The following is a 19695-nucleotide window of genomic DNA, read 5'->3' on the forward strand; positions in this document are numbered from 1 at the left end:
CCATTCATACTAAAAGGGAGGAAAGCAGATGAGACGGGGAAACATCATCAAACTCATAACGTTGGTGCTTCTTGTAGCTGCGGCAGTAGCGCTATCGATTAAACCCCTTGTGGATCCCACAAAAGGAATCCCCTTGGGACTTGACCTGCGCGGTGGAGTTCACTTGGTGTTACAAGCTGAGCCCAATAAAAACGGAACTGCAATTACGAACGATGACATGGATAAGGCAAAGGCAATTATCTCCAAGCGGGTCAACGATCTTGGGGTATCCGAACCGATTATCCAAACAGATTATAACAAGAAACGGTTAGTTTTAGACTTGGCTGGGGTTTCCGATCCCGATCAAGCGGTGAATGTTCTGAAAACTACAGCCCAGTTAACGTTTAAGGATCCCCAAGGAAATACGGTCCTACAGGGAGCCGAACTTACAGATGCTAAGGGTGGACAGGATCAAAGCGGTGCGGGTGGTTATGTTGTTAACCTAACCTTCTCCTCCGATGGAGCAAAAAAATTCGCGGATTTAACGACAAAATATATTGGGCAACGGATAGGGATATATTTAGATGACAAATTGTTAACAAATCCGACGGTCAACGTACCGATTACGAATGGTCAAGCGGAGATTACAGGGTATTCAACGCTTGAAGCCGCTGCCAATGACGCTGTTCTGATGCGTTCAGGTTCCTTGCCGGTGAGTATGTCGATTTCCGAAAAACATCAGGTCGGAGCATCCTTAGGAATTGATTCTTTACACAAGAGTATCCAGGCAGGACTGTATGGATTAATCTTCATATTCTTGTTCATGCTTGTATTCTATCGTTTGCCTGGGGTTGTGGCGGACTTTTCCTTGGTTGTTTACGGACTCATAGTACTTTGGGTCTTTTGGATGTTTCGTGTGGTACTTACATTGCCGGGAATCGCAGGATTTATCCTTTCCATCGGGATGGCTGTGGACTTTAATATTATTATTTACGAAAGAGTCAAAGAAGAAGTGCGGGCGGGAAAATCTCTGCGAGCGGGTGTCGAATCCGGTTTCAGCCGTGCTTTTATTACGGTTATTGACGCTCACGTGACAACATTGATTGCTGCTTTGACCTTGTACTACTTTGGAAGCGGTACCATTAAAGGTTTTGCCTTGACCTTAGGAGTTGGGATTGTTGCCAGCTTGTTTACGGCAATTTCCTTTACTCGCCTTGTATTGCGCTTAGTTGTAGGCATGAGCGCAAAAATGAATACGGCCTGGTTTGGCGTTAGGAGGGGTGTATGATGGAAAAGGAGGAAAAGGGGCATCCGGCAACCTATGAAGAAGTTCAAAAAATACATCCGCTCTATTTCAATATTGTCAAAAAGCGTTATTGGTGGTTCGCTCTTTCACTCTTAGTTATTATCCCGGGAATAATTTCCCTCTTTATGCACGGATTGAATTTGGGGATTGATTTCAAAGGCGGAACAATGATTGAAATGACCTTCAAAAAACCTGTGACCCAAAGTGCTGTCACCGATACCCTGCAATCCGTTGGACTTAAGGGAGAGGTGCAATTGTCCAATGGAAATGCATCCGTTTTGATTAGAACAGATGCTCTCCAACCAGATCAGCGCAATAATTTAATGACGGCCTTGCAAAAAAAGGTTGGGGATTATGATAAAACAACTCTGCAAGAGGATGAAGTCGGTCCGGCAATGGGTCAAGAGCTTACCCGCAACGCCTTTTGGTCGTTACTCATTGCTATGGGTCTGATGATTGCTTATATATCGTTCCGATTCCAATTTGTATTTGCTATATCGGGGATTATTGCTTTACTGCACGATGTTTTAGTGGTTTTGGGTTTGTTTTCAATATTTCAGTGGCAAATTGATGCTCCTTTCGTGGCTGCAGTTCTGACCATTTTCGGGTATTCCATCAATGATACTGTAGTTATCTTTGACCGAATTCGCGAGAATGAGACAAGGATGCGACGCGGGGACAGTTATGAAGACATGGTGGATAAGTCCGTTTGGCAAACAATGCGCCGTTCCGTGAATACCGTTGTCACTGTTTTAATCGCCCTTTTCTCAGTGTTTATTCTGGGTGGAGAATCCACGAAAATATTCTCACTCGCTATGCTTATCGGTGTATTTAGCGGAGCGTATTCATCTATTTTCAACGCTAGTCAAATATTAGTGGAAATCAAAACTCATATGAAGAAACCCCCCCGCAAGGGCGGTAAACCAGCTCGCGCTTAACTTTAAACTAAATCATCGTCTATCAGAGCGACCTTGAGAATTATTCTCGAGGTCGTTTTTTGTACTAGTCAGAAAGTATAACCTTCGGTTGAATACTGCAAGAAGGTTAATTCGTGCGAAGACAGTGTCTTCGTCTGGAAGCATAAGTGCAACTAACGGCTTCTGCCTTCGCAAGCTCGGCACAAGCCGAGTCTTCTTTACTCCTATCCCCGGCAAAGTTTAGCGCGGGCGAGTTTTATATAGTTATGGTTCTATGTTTTTAAATTTTGGTAAAAATTTGAGATCAGTCAAAAATATGGTAAACTGTAAATGGCTATTTAAAATCACTGTAAAGGAGCAAGCAATCATGAGGAAAACGATAGGATTGTTGGTCTTAATTGTTTTACTCTTTGGAAACTATGGCTGCTCCTTTGAAAAGCCCTCTCTTACCCAGCATGAGGTTAAACAGCATGAGATAGAGCCAGCCAATTCTTACTCCGTGAATTTCCCGGTAGAATCGTCAAGCGCTTTATCCAAAGGTTCAAGCTGCCAAGAAATCAAGGCACCTTCCCCACCGGTTCCTGTTCTCTATTACCATTCTGTTATGCGAGAAGATAATAATGAAATCAGGATGCCTCCGGAGCAATTTGAGGGACAAATGGCCTATTTGCAGAGCCAAGGATATCATAGCATCTCCTTATATCAGTTATACGAATCGCTGTACCATGAAGGGACACTCCCCGCAAAACCTTTTGTCATAACCTTTGATGATGGGTATGCTGATAATTATTTAACGGCATTTCCTATTCTAAAAAAGTATGGATTTGTGGCGACGATTTTCATGGTTTCCAGCTTTGTCAATGGCAAGGGTTTTTTGACTTGGCCTGAGCTCAAAGAGCTCTCTGAGAATGGTTGGGATATAGAGGACCATACATTGTCTCATCCCTATTTGACGACCTTGAATAGGGTAAGCGTCTTAAAAGAGTTGAAAACCTCCAAGGAAGCACTAGAAAAAGGTCTGGGCCATTCTGTAGATTTTTTCGCCTATCCCTATGGCGACTATAACGATGAAATAGTTGGAGTGGTGAAAAATACAGGGTACGTCATGGCCTTTACCACCCTTCGCGGATGGGCTGATTCCAAAACAGATACATGGCATGTTCATAGGGTTTATTGCTATGCGAATATGGGCCTGAATGAGTTTATCCACCGTATCAGAAATCCTAAGTATTAGTAACTAAACAGGTGTTAAGAAATACTCTCCAGAAAATTAAAATCGGGGAGTATTTTTTTGTATCATCTAAATTTTTGCTCACGGTGCTCTAGTCGAACTTTATGCAATTATTGATCTTAGAGATAAATGATTATCCAAGACCAGCACATCCAGTGTAACCTATAGTTTCCGTTCTCACGAGTTTGGATTCTGGCAAAGTTGCTAAAGTAATTAGATAATAAAAGAATTTATGGTAAACATTAACAATTTATACGTTTTGACATATCTTAAAGTGAGCCCAGAAAAAACATTTCAATTCAAATAGGAGGTTGTTAGGTATGGCTTTCGGCGCAGGTGCTGTTGACGGTGTTGGATGCACACCAAACTTTTTACCAGGGATTGCTGTTGTCGTTGTGATTATCCTTCTCCTGATCGCATTGGGTATTGTGTTTTAATTTCTTAGGAAATGGAATAGGAGGGAATGTAATGTACGGATATGGTGCTGGTTTTTCAGGATATGGAGCTGGATGTTGTGCCCCTGTGGCCCCTGTAGCTCCTGTTGGGCCTGGTGTTGGTGTTGGTGTTGGAATTATAGCAATTGCTATTCTTATTTTGATCGCTTTAGGGGTTATATTCTAAGCATTAAAGAGACTATTAAAGGAGGAAAAAACAATGGCTTTTGGAGCAGCTGGAGTTGGATGTGGAACTGGTTTAGGTGCCGGGATTGCAATCGTTGTCGTAATTATTCTTTTGCTTATTGCATTAGGAATTGTATTCTAAGTAAAACTGTATGACAAATCGGGGGTGATTTAATGTACGGTTATGGTTCTGGAAGCTGTGTAGGGGTTGGAATCATCGCTATTGCAATTTTAATTCTGATTGCTTTAGGAGTTATCTTTTAATTTCGATTTAATAAAATAAATTCAGGAAGGGTGTAACTACTGTTGCCAGTAAGTTACACCCTTTCTTCTTGATAATCTGAAATACGGGCAATAAAAATGACTATGGTGCGCTGTTCATAAATGAAAGCGGCGCACCATAGTTAATTCCAGCAACTGTTGCTGACAAGGAGGAATAGCTATTACGATAGAACTTATTATAAGTTCTGATTATGAGATTAAAATTAAGAAAAGAAAAGGTTGAATATTAGCGGTTTACCACCACCAGCGACGGAAGCCCCACCATGGACCAAATCCAAAACCGAAGCCCCACCCGGGGAAACCCCAGCCCCAACGACCCCACATAGGAATTACCTCCTTCGAATCTAAGCTTTAACCATGTGTTATCTAATATAGATTATGAAGAAGAAGTATATATGTTCCTTATATGTAAATATATAACATATTTTGTTTCGTACTTCCCTTTTCTTACTGTCAATAAGGGGTTGAAATGGGATGTTTAATGAGACTAGATTGGATAAAATTGGGCCATACTAGCTCCATAGTTTTGGTTGGGGGAGAGAGGTTGTTGGGATTCATTCAATTAGTTCTACTTGAGGGTTTACTTCTTTTTTCTGCAGGCATGATCTTCTTTGGCGGGGCGTGGGGAACCATCGCAGCCATGGTAGTCATTTCGGGCTTGAATATACTGATTCATCCCCTTGAACAATTTTGGCGTTGGGAAATGCCTTTACTATTAGGAGGAATTCTTGGGGTTTTATTGCTGCTTTTCATTGGAAAAATGGCCAAACAAAGTAACGTAGTTAGCGGTTTGGTTGGGGGATTAATAGGTCTTGTTCTCTTCGGTGCCTTTTTAACCCCGATGGCAGCTATTGTCCTATGGATCCTAGTCGTTGGGATGGGTATAATACCAAAAAGTCAGAACAAACATATCCTATGGAGCCTGGCCCCGACAATCTTACGTATAATGATTGGTCTTGGGAGTATTATCTTTGGGAACTTTATGACATTCTAAGGATGATAAAACTTGGCTGTCGAGGCAGGAAGTTATGCTTTATGACAGTAAAAAAAACCTTGCTATAAGTTGCACTATTTGGTATCGTAATCATATACTGAAAATCGTCAGGCATTATAGCTGGGCCGCCTAGGTGGGGCAACGGAGAAATCCGTGGGACTTCTTTTTAATAAGGAGTCCTATTTTTTGTACTAGTCAGAAAGTATAACTTTGTTGTATACTTTCTGAAGCATAAGGGCAACTAAGGCAGCCGCCTTCGCCAAGGCTAACAAGTGCGAAGACAGTGTCTTCGGGCGCCAGCCAAGTTTTCTTTATACTAGCGATCGCTGAGGCCTATGAAATGACTGGATCGTAGGGTTCGTCGGAAAGAGGGGATAAACTAGTGAATGAGAGGACTCAAGTTGCAACGTTATCGGTGGCTTCAAATTCCTTTCTGACCTTAGCTAAAATTGTTATTGGATCCATAAGTGGTTCAGTTAGTATTTTGTCAGAAGGGATACATTCTGGGATTGATCTTATAGCTGCATTTATTGCCCTCTTTGCCGTACGGGAATCTGGTAAACCTGCAGATTCACGCCATGCTTATGGACATGGGAAAATTGAGAATGTCTCAGGAACTATAGAGGCAGTTCTTATTTTTATAGCGGCCATTATGATAATCTTCAAGGCAATTCAGAAGGCCTATTCTATTCTAGAGGGCGGAGGCAGTACTTCCGACAATTTAGGAATTGGCATGATCATTATGGGCTTTTCCTCCTTGATAAATTTTTTTGTGTCAAGACAGTTGATGAGGGTCGGGAAAAGAACAGGATCGATAGCGCTTGAAGCCGATGCTCTGCATTTGCGAACCGATGTGTATACGTCTGCCGGTGTTTTCTGCGGGCTTTTACTGATCAAGATTACAGGTTGGGCGATCCTAGATCCACTCGTGGCGATTGGTGTTGCTTTACTGATCTTTAAAACTTCCTTCGAGTTAACTAAGGAAGCTTTCTCGCCGCTTGTCGATGTCAGTTTGCCTGAGGAAGAGTGCGAGATTATTTCCGAGGTTCTGAGACTCCATGCCAATGAATTTGTTGAGTTCCATAAACTTCGAACTCGGAAAGCTGGGGCGGAAAGGCATGTTGATCTGCATTTGGTCGTTGCCAAATATACTCCTGTCGTTGATGTGCATGAGTTATGTGATCGGATTGAATTAGAAATCAACAAAAAACTCCATGGAACTCATATCCTTATTCATGCTGAACCATGCAGCAAACGGGGAGAGGCGTGTCCTGTTGAGGAGGCCACAAGTCCTACTTGCCAGCGTTGTCAGGCAAAGAACGAGAACAAGCGTCAGCGCCTAGACAACTAATGATCTTATTCATTCTGCGTGGGTCATTATAACGGCATGAGAATCTAGTTAACAACAGTCTCTCTGGCATTTGGAGATTGAAAGATCGAACCCCGAGAATGGTTGCTGCAGTTTTCGTTCTGTCATATAATGATAGTCTAGGGGGTATATCGTGAAACGGATATGGGCATTGCAATCATCAATAGGACGGATGTCGAAACTTCTCCGTGATTCTCTGCGAATTTCTAAGATTGTTTCAGATATTTTAGTTCAAAGAAATCTCCAGGAACCTGAAAAGGTCATTGAATTTTTGCATCCGACACTGTTAAGTTTATTTTCACCGTTCTGCTTTCGGCATATGGCGCGAGTTGTTGAACGCTTGACTCTGGCCTTAGAGAAGCAAGAAAAGGTACTAGTCTATGGAGATTATGACGTCGATGGAGTAACTAGTACTGCTTTATTATATAAAGTACTGACCGACCTAGGTTTTCAAGCAGTCGCTTATATTCCTCACCGACAGGACGAAGGGTACGGATTACATGAAGAGGCGATTCAACGAGCAGCGAAAGCGGGGGTCAAAGTACTCATTACCGTTGATTGTGGAGTGACAGCGGTTTCTGAAGTGAACATTGCCCGGAGTTTGGGCATTGATGTCATTATAACAGATCATCATGAGCCGCCAGAATGTCTGCCGGATGCGCTTCGGGTTGTTAAATCCCAAAATTGAGGATTCGGGTTATCCTTTTAGAGATTTAGCGGGCGTGGGGGTGGCCTTCAAATTGGCTCAAGCTCTCCTGCAAGTTTTAGAACACGGAAATGATGTTGACTCGGAAATCAGCTTGCTTGATTTGGTCGCGTTAGGAACCATTGCTGATCTTGTGCCTCTAGTCGGAGAAAACCGGGTTTTTGTCCATCAAGGACTTCAGCAAATGGAAAATACCGTTCACCCAGGGCTAGCTGCTCTTCTCCAAGAGTGCGGGCTTAAGGGCAAAACCCTTAAAGCGGGTCAAATTGGCTTTATGGTGGCTCCAAGGATTAACGCCGCAGGGCGTATGGACAGTGCTCGAGAAGGTCTCGAACTCCTCTTAACTGAAGATTTAGCGAGAGCCGATGAGCTAGCATCTTTATTGACAAAGGAAAATCAATCTCGGCAAGAGACCGAGAAGGAAATTTTAGCAGAAGCGATTTCCTTAATCGAGGGTGAACCTTTACCAAGAGTCATCGTACTTTCTTCAAATCATTGGCACCATGGAGTGATCGGGATTGTAGCCTCTCGTTTAGTTGAACGCTATTATCGTCCTGTGTTTATGATTGCTGAAGAGGGAAAAGAAGCTAAAGGTTCGGCCCGTGGGATTCCGGGCTACCCGGTCTTGGAACAATTAAGAGCACAGGCGGAACTTCTGATGAAATATGGGGGTCATAGCGCAGCTGCAGGTTTTTCGCTTTTAACGGAAAATATCGGACAGCTGAGGCAAGGCCTGAATCGTCAAGCTGCAGCCTTTGAGGAAACGATGTTTCAAGAGGTTCTGCATATCGACCGTCAGATTTCCCTTGATGAGGTTTCAGCGGAATTGCTTCATGAGCTGGAAATGTTGGCACCTTTTGGTTTTGGCAATTCTGGTCCGGTTTTGGCGATTCAAGGGATTAATGTATATTCTGTAAATACAGTGGGTAAGGAACGAAATCATCTTAAATTTCGGTTTGGAAATCATGGTGAACAGGAAGGAATTGCTTTTCGCCTTGGAGATCAGTTCTCTGAACTTAATAGCGCAGCTAAGCTTGACGCAGCCTTTAGTTTGGATTGGAATACTTTTCAAGGACCGGAAAAAGTTCAATTAATGATCAAGGATGTTCAGGTTCAGGCAAGCTGGATCCGCGCTGAAGCTTCTGAGAATGATGAACAAAGAGCTCGGCAGGAAATTGCTGCGGCTCAGGACAGCCTCGACTTTGAATGGCTGGACTGGGGTGAGTTATGTCCTTCAGAATGGACCCCCGCGAACAAGAGGCGAATATGGGTCTGGGACATGAGCGGGTGTGAATCATGCCTGCAGCTTTGGGATGACACGTTGATTCCGAACTATTTTCCACCAGGAACTATAAAAAACAGACAACCCATGAATCAGGTTGGCTTCTCTTTAGGAGAGGACGAGGGTTTGGGCCTTATCCTGGGCCTTCCGCTTTCAGAAGAGGAGTTTACGAAAGGGTTAGAGCAGTTCCAACATTTGGGGATTCATCGTTTGGCCATGGCAGGACACCAAGATCTTCAAGAGGAGAGGGTTCGCAAGAAATGTGGATATTTGATACGTGACGAGCTCATTCGGTTTTATCGCGAGCTTAAGAACAAAGCCTCTGAAAGTAACCCTTTCTATGTCCGTCTTGACAGCAAGGACGACCAAGGTTTTAGATCAGCCCTGAAGATCTTTGAGGAATTGGGGCTTATCCGCTGTCTCGGTGGGAGCGAAAAAATTGCCTTGGAGTGGATTCCGGCCCAGAGTAAGCTGGATCTTGATATCTCACTACGCTATCGCTACAGCAAAGAGCGGTTTGAGCGTGCCTTAAACTTTCAAAAAAAACTTTTAGCAAATTCCCTAATTTACGGAGAGAAACAAAGAAGGGCGGAACGATCATGAATTTTAGCGAACACATTCGCGTCATTGCTGATTTTCCCAAAGAAGGTATTTCGTATAAAGATATCACAACCCTACTTAAAAACGGCGAAGTTTATCGTGCGGCAGTTAATGAGATGGTTGAAAAGATTAGGCCCTGGAAGCCTGAAGTCATCGTCGGCCCTGAGGCTCGAGGATTTTTGTTAGGTGCCCCAGTTGCCTATGCTTTGGGAATAGGCTTCGTACCGGTTCGAAAGCCTGGGAAATTGCCGGCTCAGACTGTTCGCGAAACCTATGCACTGGAATACGGCTCAGATACCTTAGAGGTGCATGCGGACGCTATACACACCGGAGAACGAATTGTGATCGTTGATGATTTATTAGCCACAGGCGGCACTATGCTGGCGACAGCAAATCTGATGAAAAAAATTGGCGCTGAAGTACTGGGAATGGGTTTTTTGATCGAACTTTCTTTTTTAAATGGTCGTCAAAAGCTCGCGGATTATCCTGTTTTTTCACTTGTAGACTACCAAAAGTAATCCTTGCTTGTTATATCGGATGAGAGGAGTTCGCTAATGTCCTTCGCGGAGTTACGGATTAAACTGCAAAAGACGACTCCACAATCACGTTTAGCAATTGTGGACAAAGCCTATCGATTTGCTGAAGTGGCTCATCGTAACCAACTTCGCAATTCCGGAGAAGATTATATTCTGCATCCTTTGGAAGTTGCCCAGATTTTGGCGGATCTGGAAATGGACGAAGCAACGATCGCTGCTGCCTTACTCCATGATGTCGTGGAAGATACATCGTTTACGCTTGCCGATATTGAGAAAGAGTTCGGTTCAGAAGTTGCTTTGCTGGTCGATGGAGTGACTAAGCTTGGCAGGATCGAATATAAGAGCAAGGTTGAGCAACAAGTTGAGAATCTGCGCAAAATGTTTTTGGCTATGGCCAAAGACATCCGCGTTATTCTTATAAAACTCGCGGATCGATTGCATAACATGCGCACGCTGAAGTATCATTCTGTGGAAAAACAAAAAGAAATTGCCCAGGAAACTCTGGAAATTTTTGCTCCGCTGGCCAATCGTTTAGGGATTTTCCGGATTAAATGGGAATTAGAAGATCTTTCGTTCCGTTATCTCAAACCTCAAGAATACTATGATTTGGTTGAAGGAATCGCTTTAAAGCGGCGTGAGCGAGAAGCTTATATTAATGAGGTTATCATTCAAATGCGCCAACGTTTGAACGAAGTGGAAATTTACGCCGACATTGCTGGTCGCCCTAAACATTTTTACAGTATTTACCGCAAGATGACCACACAGCATAAAGAATTAAGTGAAATCTACGATCTGATGGCCATTCGAGTGATTGTTGAATCTGTTAATGATTGTTACGGAGCTTTAGGGATTATCCATACCTTATGGAAGCCGATTCCGGGACGGTTTAAAGACTATATAGCCATGCCTAAGCCTAATATGTATCAGTCCTTGCATACGACCTTAATTGGTGAACATGGAGAGCCTTTTGAGATTCAGATTCGGACTTGTGAAATGCACCGAACATCAGAGTATGGTATTGCTGCGCACTGGAAGTACAAAGAAGCAGGCAACAAGGAAACCGCCAGTAGTGGGAACAAGTCCACGGCTGGGGTCAATTTTGAACAGAAGCTTTCATGGCTGCGCCAATTGCTGGAGTGGCAGCACGATTCCAGAGATGCCGGGGAGTTTATGGAGTCCTTAAAGATTGATCTGTTCTCCGATACGGTTTTTGTCTTTACTCCCAAGGGGGATGTGGTTGAATTACCTGCAGATTCATGTCCCGTCGATTTTGCTTATCGCGTGCATACGGATGTAGGGCATCGCTGCATTGGAGCAAAAATCAACGGACGGATTGTTCCCTTGGACACTAAGCTGGCCAACGGTGACATTTTAGAGATTCTTACTTCCAAGCAAGGTGGTGGCCCAAGTCGAGACTGGCTTGCTTTCGTTAAAACGTCACAGGCCAAAAATAGAATTCGCCAATGGTTCAAGAAAGAGCAGCGCGAGGATAATATTATCCGCGGCCGAGAAAGTCTGGAAAGAGAGGTCCGTAAACTTGGGCTTGATCCAGCCGTTGTTTTAAAGACCGAGAGTCTTGTAGCCATAGGGAAGAGTCAAAACCTCATGGGCCTTGATGATTTGTATGCATCTATTGGAGATGGCGTACTGACTCCCAATAAAGTTTTAATGCGTTTGCGTGAAGAACTTTCCAAAGAAGAGCGAGAAAAGCTGCAATTGGCTGCTCTCCAACAAGGCGAGGGAAAACCAGCCTCCCAAAATCATTACGGGAAGGCGTCTCACGGGGTGCGTGTCAAAGGCGTGGATAACGTTTTAGTGCGTTTTTCGAGGTGCTGTAATCCTTTACCCGGTGATGCGATTATTGGCTATATAACGCGCGGACGGGGAGTTTCCATTCATCGCAAAGACTGCAGTAATTTGCTGACTCACTCTCAAGAGGAGCGCGAACGAGTTGTGGAAGTTGTTTGGGCCGAGCAAGTGGATTCTACCTACCCGGTGGACATTAAGATTTATGGAATGGATAAGCCGCGTTTAGTGACAGAAATTATGAATACGGTTTTAGATACTAGGACACATATTTTAGGGATCAATGCTCGAGTTGGGAAGGACGATGTGGCGCACATTCAATTGCGGGTTGAAATTCGTAACCTCGAACAGCTAAAAATGGTCATGCATAAAATTCGCAAAATCAAAGATATTACGGAGGTTGAGCGGATTCATTCTGGAGGAAAATAACATGCGCAGTGTTGTTCAGCGTGTTAAACGTGCTTCTGTCAAAGTACAGGGGGAAACCGTTGGGAGGATTTCTGCTGGTCTTTTAGTCTTTTTAGGAGTTGGTCAGAAAGATGGAGATCCTGATTTAACTTGGATGATCGATAAACTCAGCGGCTTGAGGATTTTTGAAGACTCGGCAGGAAAAATGAATCGTTCCGTTCTGGATCTTGGCGGGGAAATCTTATTGGTTTCTCAATTCACTCTTTACGGAGATTGCCGAAGCGGGAAACGACCGAGTTTTACCACTGCTGCGCCGCCTGAACGAGCCAAAGTCCTTTTTGAGCAGGTAGAGGAAGGCCTTCGGAGTCGAGGCCTTAACGTGGCCACGGGAGTTTTTCAAGCGGAAATGGAGGTTGAACTGGTCAATGACGGGCCGGTGACCATCCTCTTAGATAGTGAGAAAACGTTCTAAACGGGAGGGATTGTCATGATAGAAGGACGAGCGATGGGACCAATGGGTGCAAACTGTTATCTCTATGCCTGTATGGAGAGTAAGAAAGCCGTATTGATTGATCCAGGTGCTGATGGTAAAAGAATTTATCGTTGGGTTCTGGAGAAGGGACTCAAAGTTGAGTATATTCTTTTGACCCACGGGCATGTAGATCATATCGGAGCCGTGGATGAGTTAAGAGACCTTCTTGGAGATGTCCAGGTAGGAATTCATACGGGGGATTCAGAAATGCTCACGGACGGCAGAAAAAACCTTTCCAGTTATTTTGGCCCTGCTGTGGTGCTGAAGGGTGCGGATTTACTTCTAGAGGATGGACAGGAACTCTTGGTGGGCAAGGAGCGCTTAAAGGTCATCTCTACCCCAGGACATTCCCCAGGCGGAGTTTGCTTTTTGTGCTCCGAAGGATTGTTTAGCGGGGACACGCTATTCGCAGGATCAATCGGCCGTACGGATTTTCCCGGAGGATCTCTGGATTTGCTTCTCCGAGGAATCAAGGAAAAACTGTTTATCCTTCCGGATAGTACAAGAGTCTTCCCTGGTCACGGTGAAGAGACAAGTATCGGAGAGGAAAAACGGGACAATCCTTTTTTAGGATAACTGTCTGAAAAGTGTTACATAACACACAAAAAGATAAGTCCATTGACAAGTATCAATTTTATTTGTTAAAATAATTGGACAAACTATTATGTATACATGAATATCTAAGTCTCAGCTATTCAGGATACTATTCGGAAGATACTGCGTATAACTTTCTGCAGGGAGGGCTAGCATGACTGGAACTGGCCTGAAAGATACGTGATAGGACAGCCGAATGGGATTAGTTGACACTGCGGATGGTCTCGTTAACGACTAAAAAGTGGGCGGATGGATTCCGTCAAAAAGGGTGGCACCACGAGAAGTTCTCGTCCCTTGCGCAAAGCAAGGAACGAGAACTTTTTTTACTAATCAGAAAGCAACTTAACAAACGGTTTCCGATCTCGTGATGCGTGGCAGCAGACGAGTTTTCTCAAATAACCAAATAGCGCTAAGGAGGAAAAACAGTGGCGATTCAACGACCAAAAGGGACTCAAGATTTGTTGCCGGGTACGATCGAACAATGGCAATATCTCGAAGAGACGATTCGGAATGTCTGCCGAGACTTTGGGTATGAAGAAATTCGAACTCCGATGTTTGAGGCAACAGAGCTTTTTCAACGAGGGGTAGGGCAAACAACGGATATCGTTAAAAAGGAAATGTATACGTTTCTCGATAAAGGAGACCGGTCAATGACCTTACGCCCCGAGGGCACGGCCTCTGTCTGTCGGGCCTACGTTGAGAACAAACTCTACGGCCAACCCTTACCGGTGAAATTATATTACGTAGGGCCGATGTTTCGTTATGAACGCCCCCAAAGCGGCCGATTCCGTCAATTTCATCAATTTGGAGTTGAAGTTTTAGGGGCCGATCAACCACTGGTTGATGCGGAGGTGATAAACCTAGTTTGGAATTTATATCAAAGACTTGGATTGGTGGGCTTAGAAGTTCATCTCAATTCCGTAGGCTGTCCCAAATGTCGGGCCACACACCGGGAGCAGCTGCAGAAATTTCTAGCCACGCGGAAAGCTGAGTTGTGCAATGACTGTCAGGAACGTTTTGAACGGAATCCGTTGCGGATTTTGGACTGCAAAAATCCTCATTGTCAGGCTGTGACGGGAGGCGCGCCAACTACGTTAGACACTCTTTGCCCTGACTGCAGCACGCACTTTGAGAAAGTTCTCAGCCTTTTAGCAGGGGCAGGGGTTGCTTATCGGGTCAATCCACGCCTTGTCAGGGGCCTTGATTATTATACAAAAACCGCGTTCGAAGTTATGGTGGAAGAAATCGGGGCCCAGAGCGCCATCTGTGGAGGCGGACGATATGACGGTCTGGTCGAGGAAATTGAGGGACCGGCCACTCCGGGCATTGGCTTTGCGATGGGTCTGGAACGGGTTTTAGCCGCCCTCCAAGTTCAGGGCAAATTTAACAAGAAACAGCCGAAACAATTTGCTATGCTTATCGCTTTGGGAGATAAGGCTCAAAATAGGGGGTTTTCGCTCATGAGCGCTCTGCGCGCCCGAGGAATCCCTATCAGCATGGATCTTCTGGGCCGCAGTTTAAAGGCACAACTTAAAGCAGCGAATCGAGAGGGTGCAGAGTTCGCCCTTATTTTAGGGGAAGAGGAGCTGGAACGAGGGGTTTTTCTCCTCAGAGATTTAACCTCAGGGGATCAAGTTGAGATTCCTTTAGACAAAGCAATTGAAGTAGTTTCTATGAAGCATCAGAGAGGAGTTTAGACAATGACAATATTCTCAGAACGCATTGCTAATGGAGAGTTAGGTTTAGACCAAGTAGGTGAAGTAGTTCGGTTGTTAGGATGGGTTCAGCGCCGTCGAGACCATGGAGGTTTGATTTTTGTTGATCTTCGGGATCGTTCTGGTATCGTACAAGTTGTCTTTGATCCTGAAACGTTGAAAGATAACTTTAGTTTGGCGGAAAGTCTCCGCTCTGAATTTGTTGTTTCTATCTTAGGTCGAGTGATCGCACGTCCCGAAGGGATGATTAATCCAAATTTAGCAACTGGAGACATCGAGGTTGTTGCTGAGAAGCTAGAAGTTCTAAATGGAGCCAAAACTCCTCCTTTCTATCTTGTAGATCAGGTAGATGTTGATGAAACAGTGCGCTTGAAATATCGTTACCTCGATTTACGACGGCCCGAAATGCAGGCTGTCTTCAAAACAAGGCATCAGGTGATGCAAATCATGCGTACTTTTTTTGACAGTCAGGGTTTTTATGAAGTGGAAACACCGGTACTTATCAAATCCTCACCAGAAGGAGCAAGGGACTATCTTGTTCCCAGCCGTGTCCATCCGGGGGAGTTTTACGCCTTACCTCAGTCTCCCCAGATTTTTAAGCAACTTTTAATGGTCGGCGGGATGGAAAAATACTTTCAAATAGCGCGTTGCTTCCGGGATGAAGACCTTAGAGCGGATCGGCAACCGGAATTTACCCAGCTTGACGTGGAGATGTCCTTCGTGGAAGTAGAAGATATCCTTCCCATGATGGAACAATTAATGGTGAGAATCTTCTCAGAAACGATTGGTGAATCGATTACACTGCCTTTCCCACGCCTTACTTATAAAGAAGCGTTGGATCGATTTGGTTCGGATAAACCGGATACGCGTTTCGGGATGGAACTTATTGATGTGGGAGAGATTGTTGGAACGTCAGGGTTTAAAGTTTTTGCCAATGTTGTTGCTAGCGGCGGAAGTGTGAAATGTCTCTGTGCCAAAGGGTGTGCAGGAATGCCGCGACGCGAAATTGATGATTTAGGGAAATTCGTTAGCGCCTACAGAGCTAAAGGTTTAGCTTGGATCGTCTTTTCCGAGGAAGGAATAAAATCACCCATTACGAAATTTTTCTCTGAGCAAGAAATGCAAGCGCTCATTGAGGCTACAAAGGCTGAGACTGGAGATATAGTATTTTTTGTTGCTGATAAATATCCGATTGTCTGTGACGCCTTAGGGCATCTGCGTTTGGAGTTGGGAAAACGTTTAGGACTTATACCTGAGGAGACGTTCAACTTTTTATGGGTTACTGAATTCCCGCTTTTGGAGTATGACGAGGAGGAGCAACGTCATGTAGCCATTCACCATCCATTTACTGCCCCAATGGATGAAGATCTGCCGATTTTGGAGAAGGAGCCTTTGAAAGTACGGGCCAAAGCCTATGATATGGTCCTTAACGGTACTGAACTCGGTGGCGGAAGTATTCGGATTCATCGCCGCAGCGTCCAGGAACAGATTTTCAAGTTAATAGGCTTATCCGAGGAAGAAGCGATCGCTAAATTTGGGTATCTGCTGGAGGCCTTCGAATTTGGGACACCTCCCCACGGCGGGGTTGCCTTTGGAATTGACCGCATGATCATGCTTCTGACAGGAAAAGATAATATTAGAGATGTTATCGCCTTCCCGAAAACGCAAAGTGCCTCAGACCTTATGGTTCAGGCGCCGTCACCAGTTTCAGAGAATCAATTGAAGGAGTTGAGTATTAAGACGGTTTTAAAGTAGAGCCTGTAGCACAATGTATGATATTTCCTGTGAGGTTGTAGCTGCTGTGGGAAAGGTGCACTTGAATTTTTGCTAGGAACCATTTGACATAATTGCAGCGCTTAGATATAATTACATTGTAGCTACCCCCTTAGGGTATCGGAGGAAACCGTATGATAAATTCAACAACTTATTCAGAATCCAAAGAGGATCTCATGCGCCGACTTAAGAAAATTGAAGGCCAAGTTAAAGGAATCCAGCGTATGGTTGAAAGTGACAAATACTGTGTCGATGTACTGATTCAGGTCGCCGCCGTGCGCGCTGCCCTTAACAAAGTTGGAACTATTGTTTTTGAACATCATTCTCGCGGATGTATGCGTAATGCAGTTGAAAGCAATAACCAGGAGGCCGCCATCGAAGAGCTTATCGGGGTGCTAACGAAATTTATTAAGTAATCTTAATTAATTGGGGGGATTATCATGGCAGGTGCAAATGTAAAAACATTTACAACAGCAAATTTTGAATCAGATGTTCTAAAATCTGAGAAACCGGTTTTAGTTGATTTCTGGGCTCCTTGGTGCAGTCCATGCCGGATGGTAGCGCCAGTCGTCGAAGAATTGGCTGATTCTTACGTTGGGAAGATGGTCATTGGTAAGCTCGACGTTGATGAGAATGGGCCTATTGCCAGTAAATATGGAGTCATGAGTATTCCTACGCTTGCAGTGTTCAAAGGCGGAATGTTGGTCGACAAAATCACAGGATTCCGAGGAAAACCAGATCTTGTTAAAATGATTGAAGCTCAGCTTTAATTCTAAAACCGAGAACAGGACTGCAGAACTTAAGATTTATTCAGTTATCGGTCTCCCGCTTCTACAAGTGCGGGTGGGTCCTCGTTGGCTTCAGGTGGGATAGAGTCCCCATCTGGAGCCTCGATGCTCGGCTTTAGCTGAAAACGAGTTCAACTTGGAAGGCTCTAGAAACGAGAGCAGACAAGGGGACGGTTCTGTCTAACTGATGAGACAGAACCGTCCCCTTGTCTGCTTACTATGATTTATCATCGGGGTTAAAATGTTCTCTCCCCATTTCCGAGGGTGTGTAAAAGACTTGCCCTTGAACTTGGGGCGGAAGATAGGTTTGTTTCACCCGGTGATCGGGGTAGTTATGGGGATACAAATATCCTTGACCATTCCCTAATTTCTCCGCGCCGGGATAGCTGCTGCTTCGCAAGTGGATAGGAACCTCTCCGGTGGGATGCTTTTTCACAAAAGCCAGCGCCTTATCGATACTTTGGACAGCGCTGTTGCTTTTTGGGGCAGTCGCAATGGCTAGTACTGCTTGAGCAAGGGGAATTCGTGCTTCCGGCAAGCCGAGCCATTCTAGGGCGTTGGCAGCAGCGTGGGCTTGAAGCATGACCATGGGGTCGGCAAGACCAACATCCTCTGAGGCATGGACGATGATTCTGCGCATAATAAAACGAGGATCTTCTCCGGCTTCGAGTAAAACCGCCAGCCAGTAGAGGGCGGCATCCGGATCTGAGCCGCGCATACTTTTGATAAAAGCGGAAATGATGTCATAATGATTATCTCCGGATTTGTCAAAGCGCAGAGCTCTTTGCTGTATGGATTCTTCAGCTATTTCCAGAGTGATATGCCGGATCCCCTGTTCTGCCGGGGTAGTCATAACAGCCAATTCTAAGGCATTTAGGGCTCTGCGCAAATCTCCGTTGGCATAATTCAGCCAGTGTTGCCAGGCTGAAGAGGATATCTCAACTTGATAGCGGCCTAACCCTCTCTCCGAATCTTGCAGCGCTTTTTCGAGGCCGAGACGAATTTCTGAAGACGTCAAGAGTTCCAAATGAAACAGTGTGGAACGGCTCAGAAGCGCAGAATTCAGTTCGAAGAAGGGATTTTCGGTCGTCGCTCCGATGAAAGTAATGGTCCCATTTTCTACGGAAGGTAAGAGGGCATCTTGTTGTCCTTTATTGAAGCGGTGAACTTCATCACAGAACACTAAGGTTCGTTTTCCATAAAGGTGTAGGTCCTCCGTTGCTTGTAAGGTGATCTCGCGAAGTTCTTTTACACCAGAGGTAACAGCATTAATGCGCACAAAACGAGAAGTAGTTTGTGAGGCAATCACTTGGGCGAGGCTAGTCTTGCCCGTTCCGGGCGGGCCGTAGAGGATCAGAGAGGAAACGCGGTCTGCTTCAATTGCCCGGCGAAGGAGTTTACCAGGACCAAGAATTTGGTGTTGCCCAATATATTCATCAAGTGTTCTTGGGCGCATTCGCTCTGCAAGGGGTGCGACTTGATGTTGATCGAAGGCAGCTGAAAATAGATTCATGAGATTACTGTTCCTTTCTGGAGGAAATATGAAGAAGCATAGAGGTCGTATATCTTCAATTATAACACATGGATTTTTCCAGCGTTAAAGATGATTTCAAGGTTTTCTTGGAGAATAATAAAGTATCGGGGTATAATTCACTATCCTAAAAACAATAGTAAAAGAGTTGGATATAGCCTTGACAAATCCCGACTATTTTAATAAGATATGTTTGAAAAGATCATTACATGATAACTCTTGGAAAGAGGTGAGGGTGTGAAACTCTCAACCAAAGGTCGGTATGGCGTGAGAGCTATGTTTGATCTAGCTCAGCATATGGGTGAGGGGCCTATTTCTTTAAAAAGTATTTCTGAAAGACAAGGGATTTCTGAACATTATTTGGAGCAACTTGTTGCAGGATTGCGTAAAGCAGGATTAGTAAAGAGTGTTCGAGGGGCTCAAGGAGGTTACTTATTAGGCAGAGAACCGGACAAAATAACCGTCGGGGACATAATTCGGGTTTTAGAAGGGCCTATAGCGCCGACAGATTGCGTCTCCGAAGAGGATCCGGAATGCTGCACTAAAGCGGAATATTGCATTACTCGGACAATTTGGGAAAAGGTTCGAGACTCTATTGCTGAAGTTTTAGATTCTATCACTCTTGAAACAATGCTTGAAGATGCCCAAAAGCTCGAATCTGAGCGCAGCTTGTATATGTACTATATCTAACCTTTGTTACCTGACAATAAATTTAAGGGAGTGAGC

At 44.6% G+C, this 19695-nt stretch carries 16 protein-coding genes and 1 pseudogene; 16 read left to right on the forward strand and 1 reads right to left on the reverse strand.

The annotated features are described in order from the left end of the window. The first annotated feature begins 28 nt into the window (after window positions 1–28). From secD to trxA, 15 genes and pseudogenes are all read left to right on the forward strand, one after another. Window positions 29–1267: a protein translocase subunit SecD gene (gene secD, locus VZF35_RS20320; protein WP_407307922.1), complete on the forward strand. Its 1239-nt coding sequence runs from the start codon at window positions 29–31 to the stop codon at window positions 1265–1267. After that, on the forward strand, window positions 1264–2223 hold the full coding sequence (gene secF / locus VZF35_RS20325; RefSeq protein WP_407307924.1) for a protein translocase subunit SecF: 960 nt from the start codon (window positions 1264–1266) through the stop codon (window positions 2221–2223). The genes secD and secF overlap by 4 nt, the downstream gene beginning before the upstream one ends. Before the next feature lie 346 nt (window positions 2224–2569). Beyond that, the gene (locus tag VZF35_RS20330; RefSeq protein WP_407307926.1) at window positions 2570–3436 is read left to right on the forward strand and encodes a polysaccharide deacetylase family protein; all 867 of its coding nucleotides are present in this window, start codon (window positions 2570–2572) and stop codon (window positions 3434–3436) included. A 465-nt stretch (window positions 3437–3901) separates the two neighbouring features. Further along, on the forward strand, window positions 3902–4054 hold the full coding sequence (locus VZF35_RS20335) for a hypothetical protein (protein ID WP_407307929.1): 153 nt from the start codon (window positions 3902–3904) through the stop codon (window positions 4052–4054). An 828-nt stretch (window positions 4055–4882) separates the two neighbouring features. Continuing rightward, complete coding sequence (locus VZF35_RS20340) at window positions 4883–5329, forward strand: hypothetical protein (protein WP_407307931.1); 447 nt, start codon at window positions 4883–4885, stop codon at window positions 5327–5329. 382 nt (window positions 5330–5711) lie between these two features. Beyond that, complete coding sequence (locus VZF35_RS20345; protein ID WP_407307934.1) at window positions 5712–6680, forward strand: cation diffusion facilitator family transporter; 969 nt, start codon at window positions 5712–5714, stop codon at window positions 6678–6680. 148 nt (window positions 6681–6828) lie between these two features. After that, window positions 6829–9289, forward strand: a pseudogene (gene recJ / locus VZF35_RS20350) (single-stranded-DNA-specific exonuclease RecJ). Further along, entirely contained in the window at window positions 9286–9804 is a 519-nt protein-coding gene (locus VZF35_RS20355; protein ID WP_407307936.1) for an adenine phosphoribosyltransferase, read from the forward strand. The pseudogene recJ and the gene VZF35_RS20355 overlap by 4 nt, the downstream one beginning before the upstream one ends. A gap of 36 nt (window positions 9805–9840) precedes the next feature. After that, window positions 9841–12057 carry a RelA/SpoT family protein gene (locus VZF35_RS20360; RefSeq protein WP_407307938.1) on the forward strand — a complete coding sequence of 739 codons (2217 nt, stop codon included), beginning with the start codon at window positions 9841–9843 and terminating at the stop codon, window positions 12055–12057. 1 nt (window position 12058) lies between these two features. Next, on the forward strand, window positions 12059–12508 hold the full coding sequence (gene dtd / locus VZF35_RS20365; protein ID WP_407307940.1) for a D-aminoacyl-tRNA deacylase: 450 nt from the start codon (window positions 12059–12061) through the stop codon (window positions 12506–12508). A 15-nt stretch (window positions 12509–12523) separates the two neighbouring features. Then, window positions 12524–13144 (forward strand): MBL fold metallo-hydrolase, encoded by a 621-nt coding sequence (locus tag VZF35_RS20370; RefSeq protein WP_407307942.1) that lies wholly within the window; start codon window positions 12524–12526, stop codon window positions 13142–13144. A gap of 443 nt (window positions 13145–13587) precedes the next feature. Then, window positions 13588–14859: a histidine--tRNA ligase gene (gene hisS / locus VZF35_RS20375; RefSeq protein WP_407307944.1), complete on the forward strand. Its 1272-nt coding sequence runs from the start codon at window positions 13588–13590 to the stop codon at window positions 14857–14859. Window positions 14860–14862: 3 nt separating this feature from the next. Beyond that, the gene (gene aspS, locus VZF35_RS20380; RefSeq protein ID WP_407307946.1) at window positions 14863–16632 is read left to right on the forward strand and encodes an aspartate--tRNA ligase; all 1770 of its coding nucleotides are present in this window, start codon (window positions 14863–14865) and stop codon (window positions 16630–16632) included. A gap of 152 nt (window positions 16633–16784) precedes the next feature. Further along, the gene (locus VZF35_RS20385) at window positions 16785–17066 is read left to right on the forward strand and encodes a metal-sensitive transcriptional regulator (protein ID WP_407307948.1); all 282 of its coding nucleotides are present in this window, start codon (window positions 16785–16787) and stop codon (window positions 17064–17066) included. A 24-nt stretch (window positions 17067–17090) separates the two neighbouring features. Next, a complete protein-coding gene (trxA, locus tag VZF35_RS20390) occupies window positions 17091–17420 on the forward strand; it encodes a thioredoxin (RefSeq protein WP_407307950.1) in 330 nt (109 codons plus the stop codon). A 235-nt stretch (window positions 17421–17655) separates the two neighbouring features. On the opposite strand, the gene VZF35_RS20395 is transcribed toward trxA, so the two are convergent. Further along, window positions 17656–18951 carry a replication-associated recombination protein A gene (locus VZF35_RS20395; protein WP_407307952.1) on the reverse strand — a complete coding sequence of 432 codons (1296 nt, stop codon included), beginning with the start codon at window positions 18949–18951 and terminating at the stop codon, window positions 17656–17658. A 255-nt stretch (window positions 18952–19206) separates the two neighbouring features. On the opposite strand from VZF35_RS20395, the gene VZF35_RS20400 reads away from it, so the two are divergent. Then, window positions 19207–19659 (forward strand): RrF2 family transcriptional regulator, encoded by a 453-nt coding sequence (locus VZF35_RS20400; protein WP_407307954.1) that lies wholly within the window; start codon window positions 19207–19209, stop codon window positions 19657–19659. Window positions 19660–19695: the final 36 nt, after the last annotated feature.

Source organism: Desulfosporosinus paludis (genome assembly GCF_045689965.1).
Classification (GTDB): domain Bacteria; phylum Bacillota; class Desulfitobacteriia; order Desulfitobacteriales; family Desulfitobacteriaceae; genus Desulfosporosinus; species Desulfosporosinus paludis.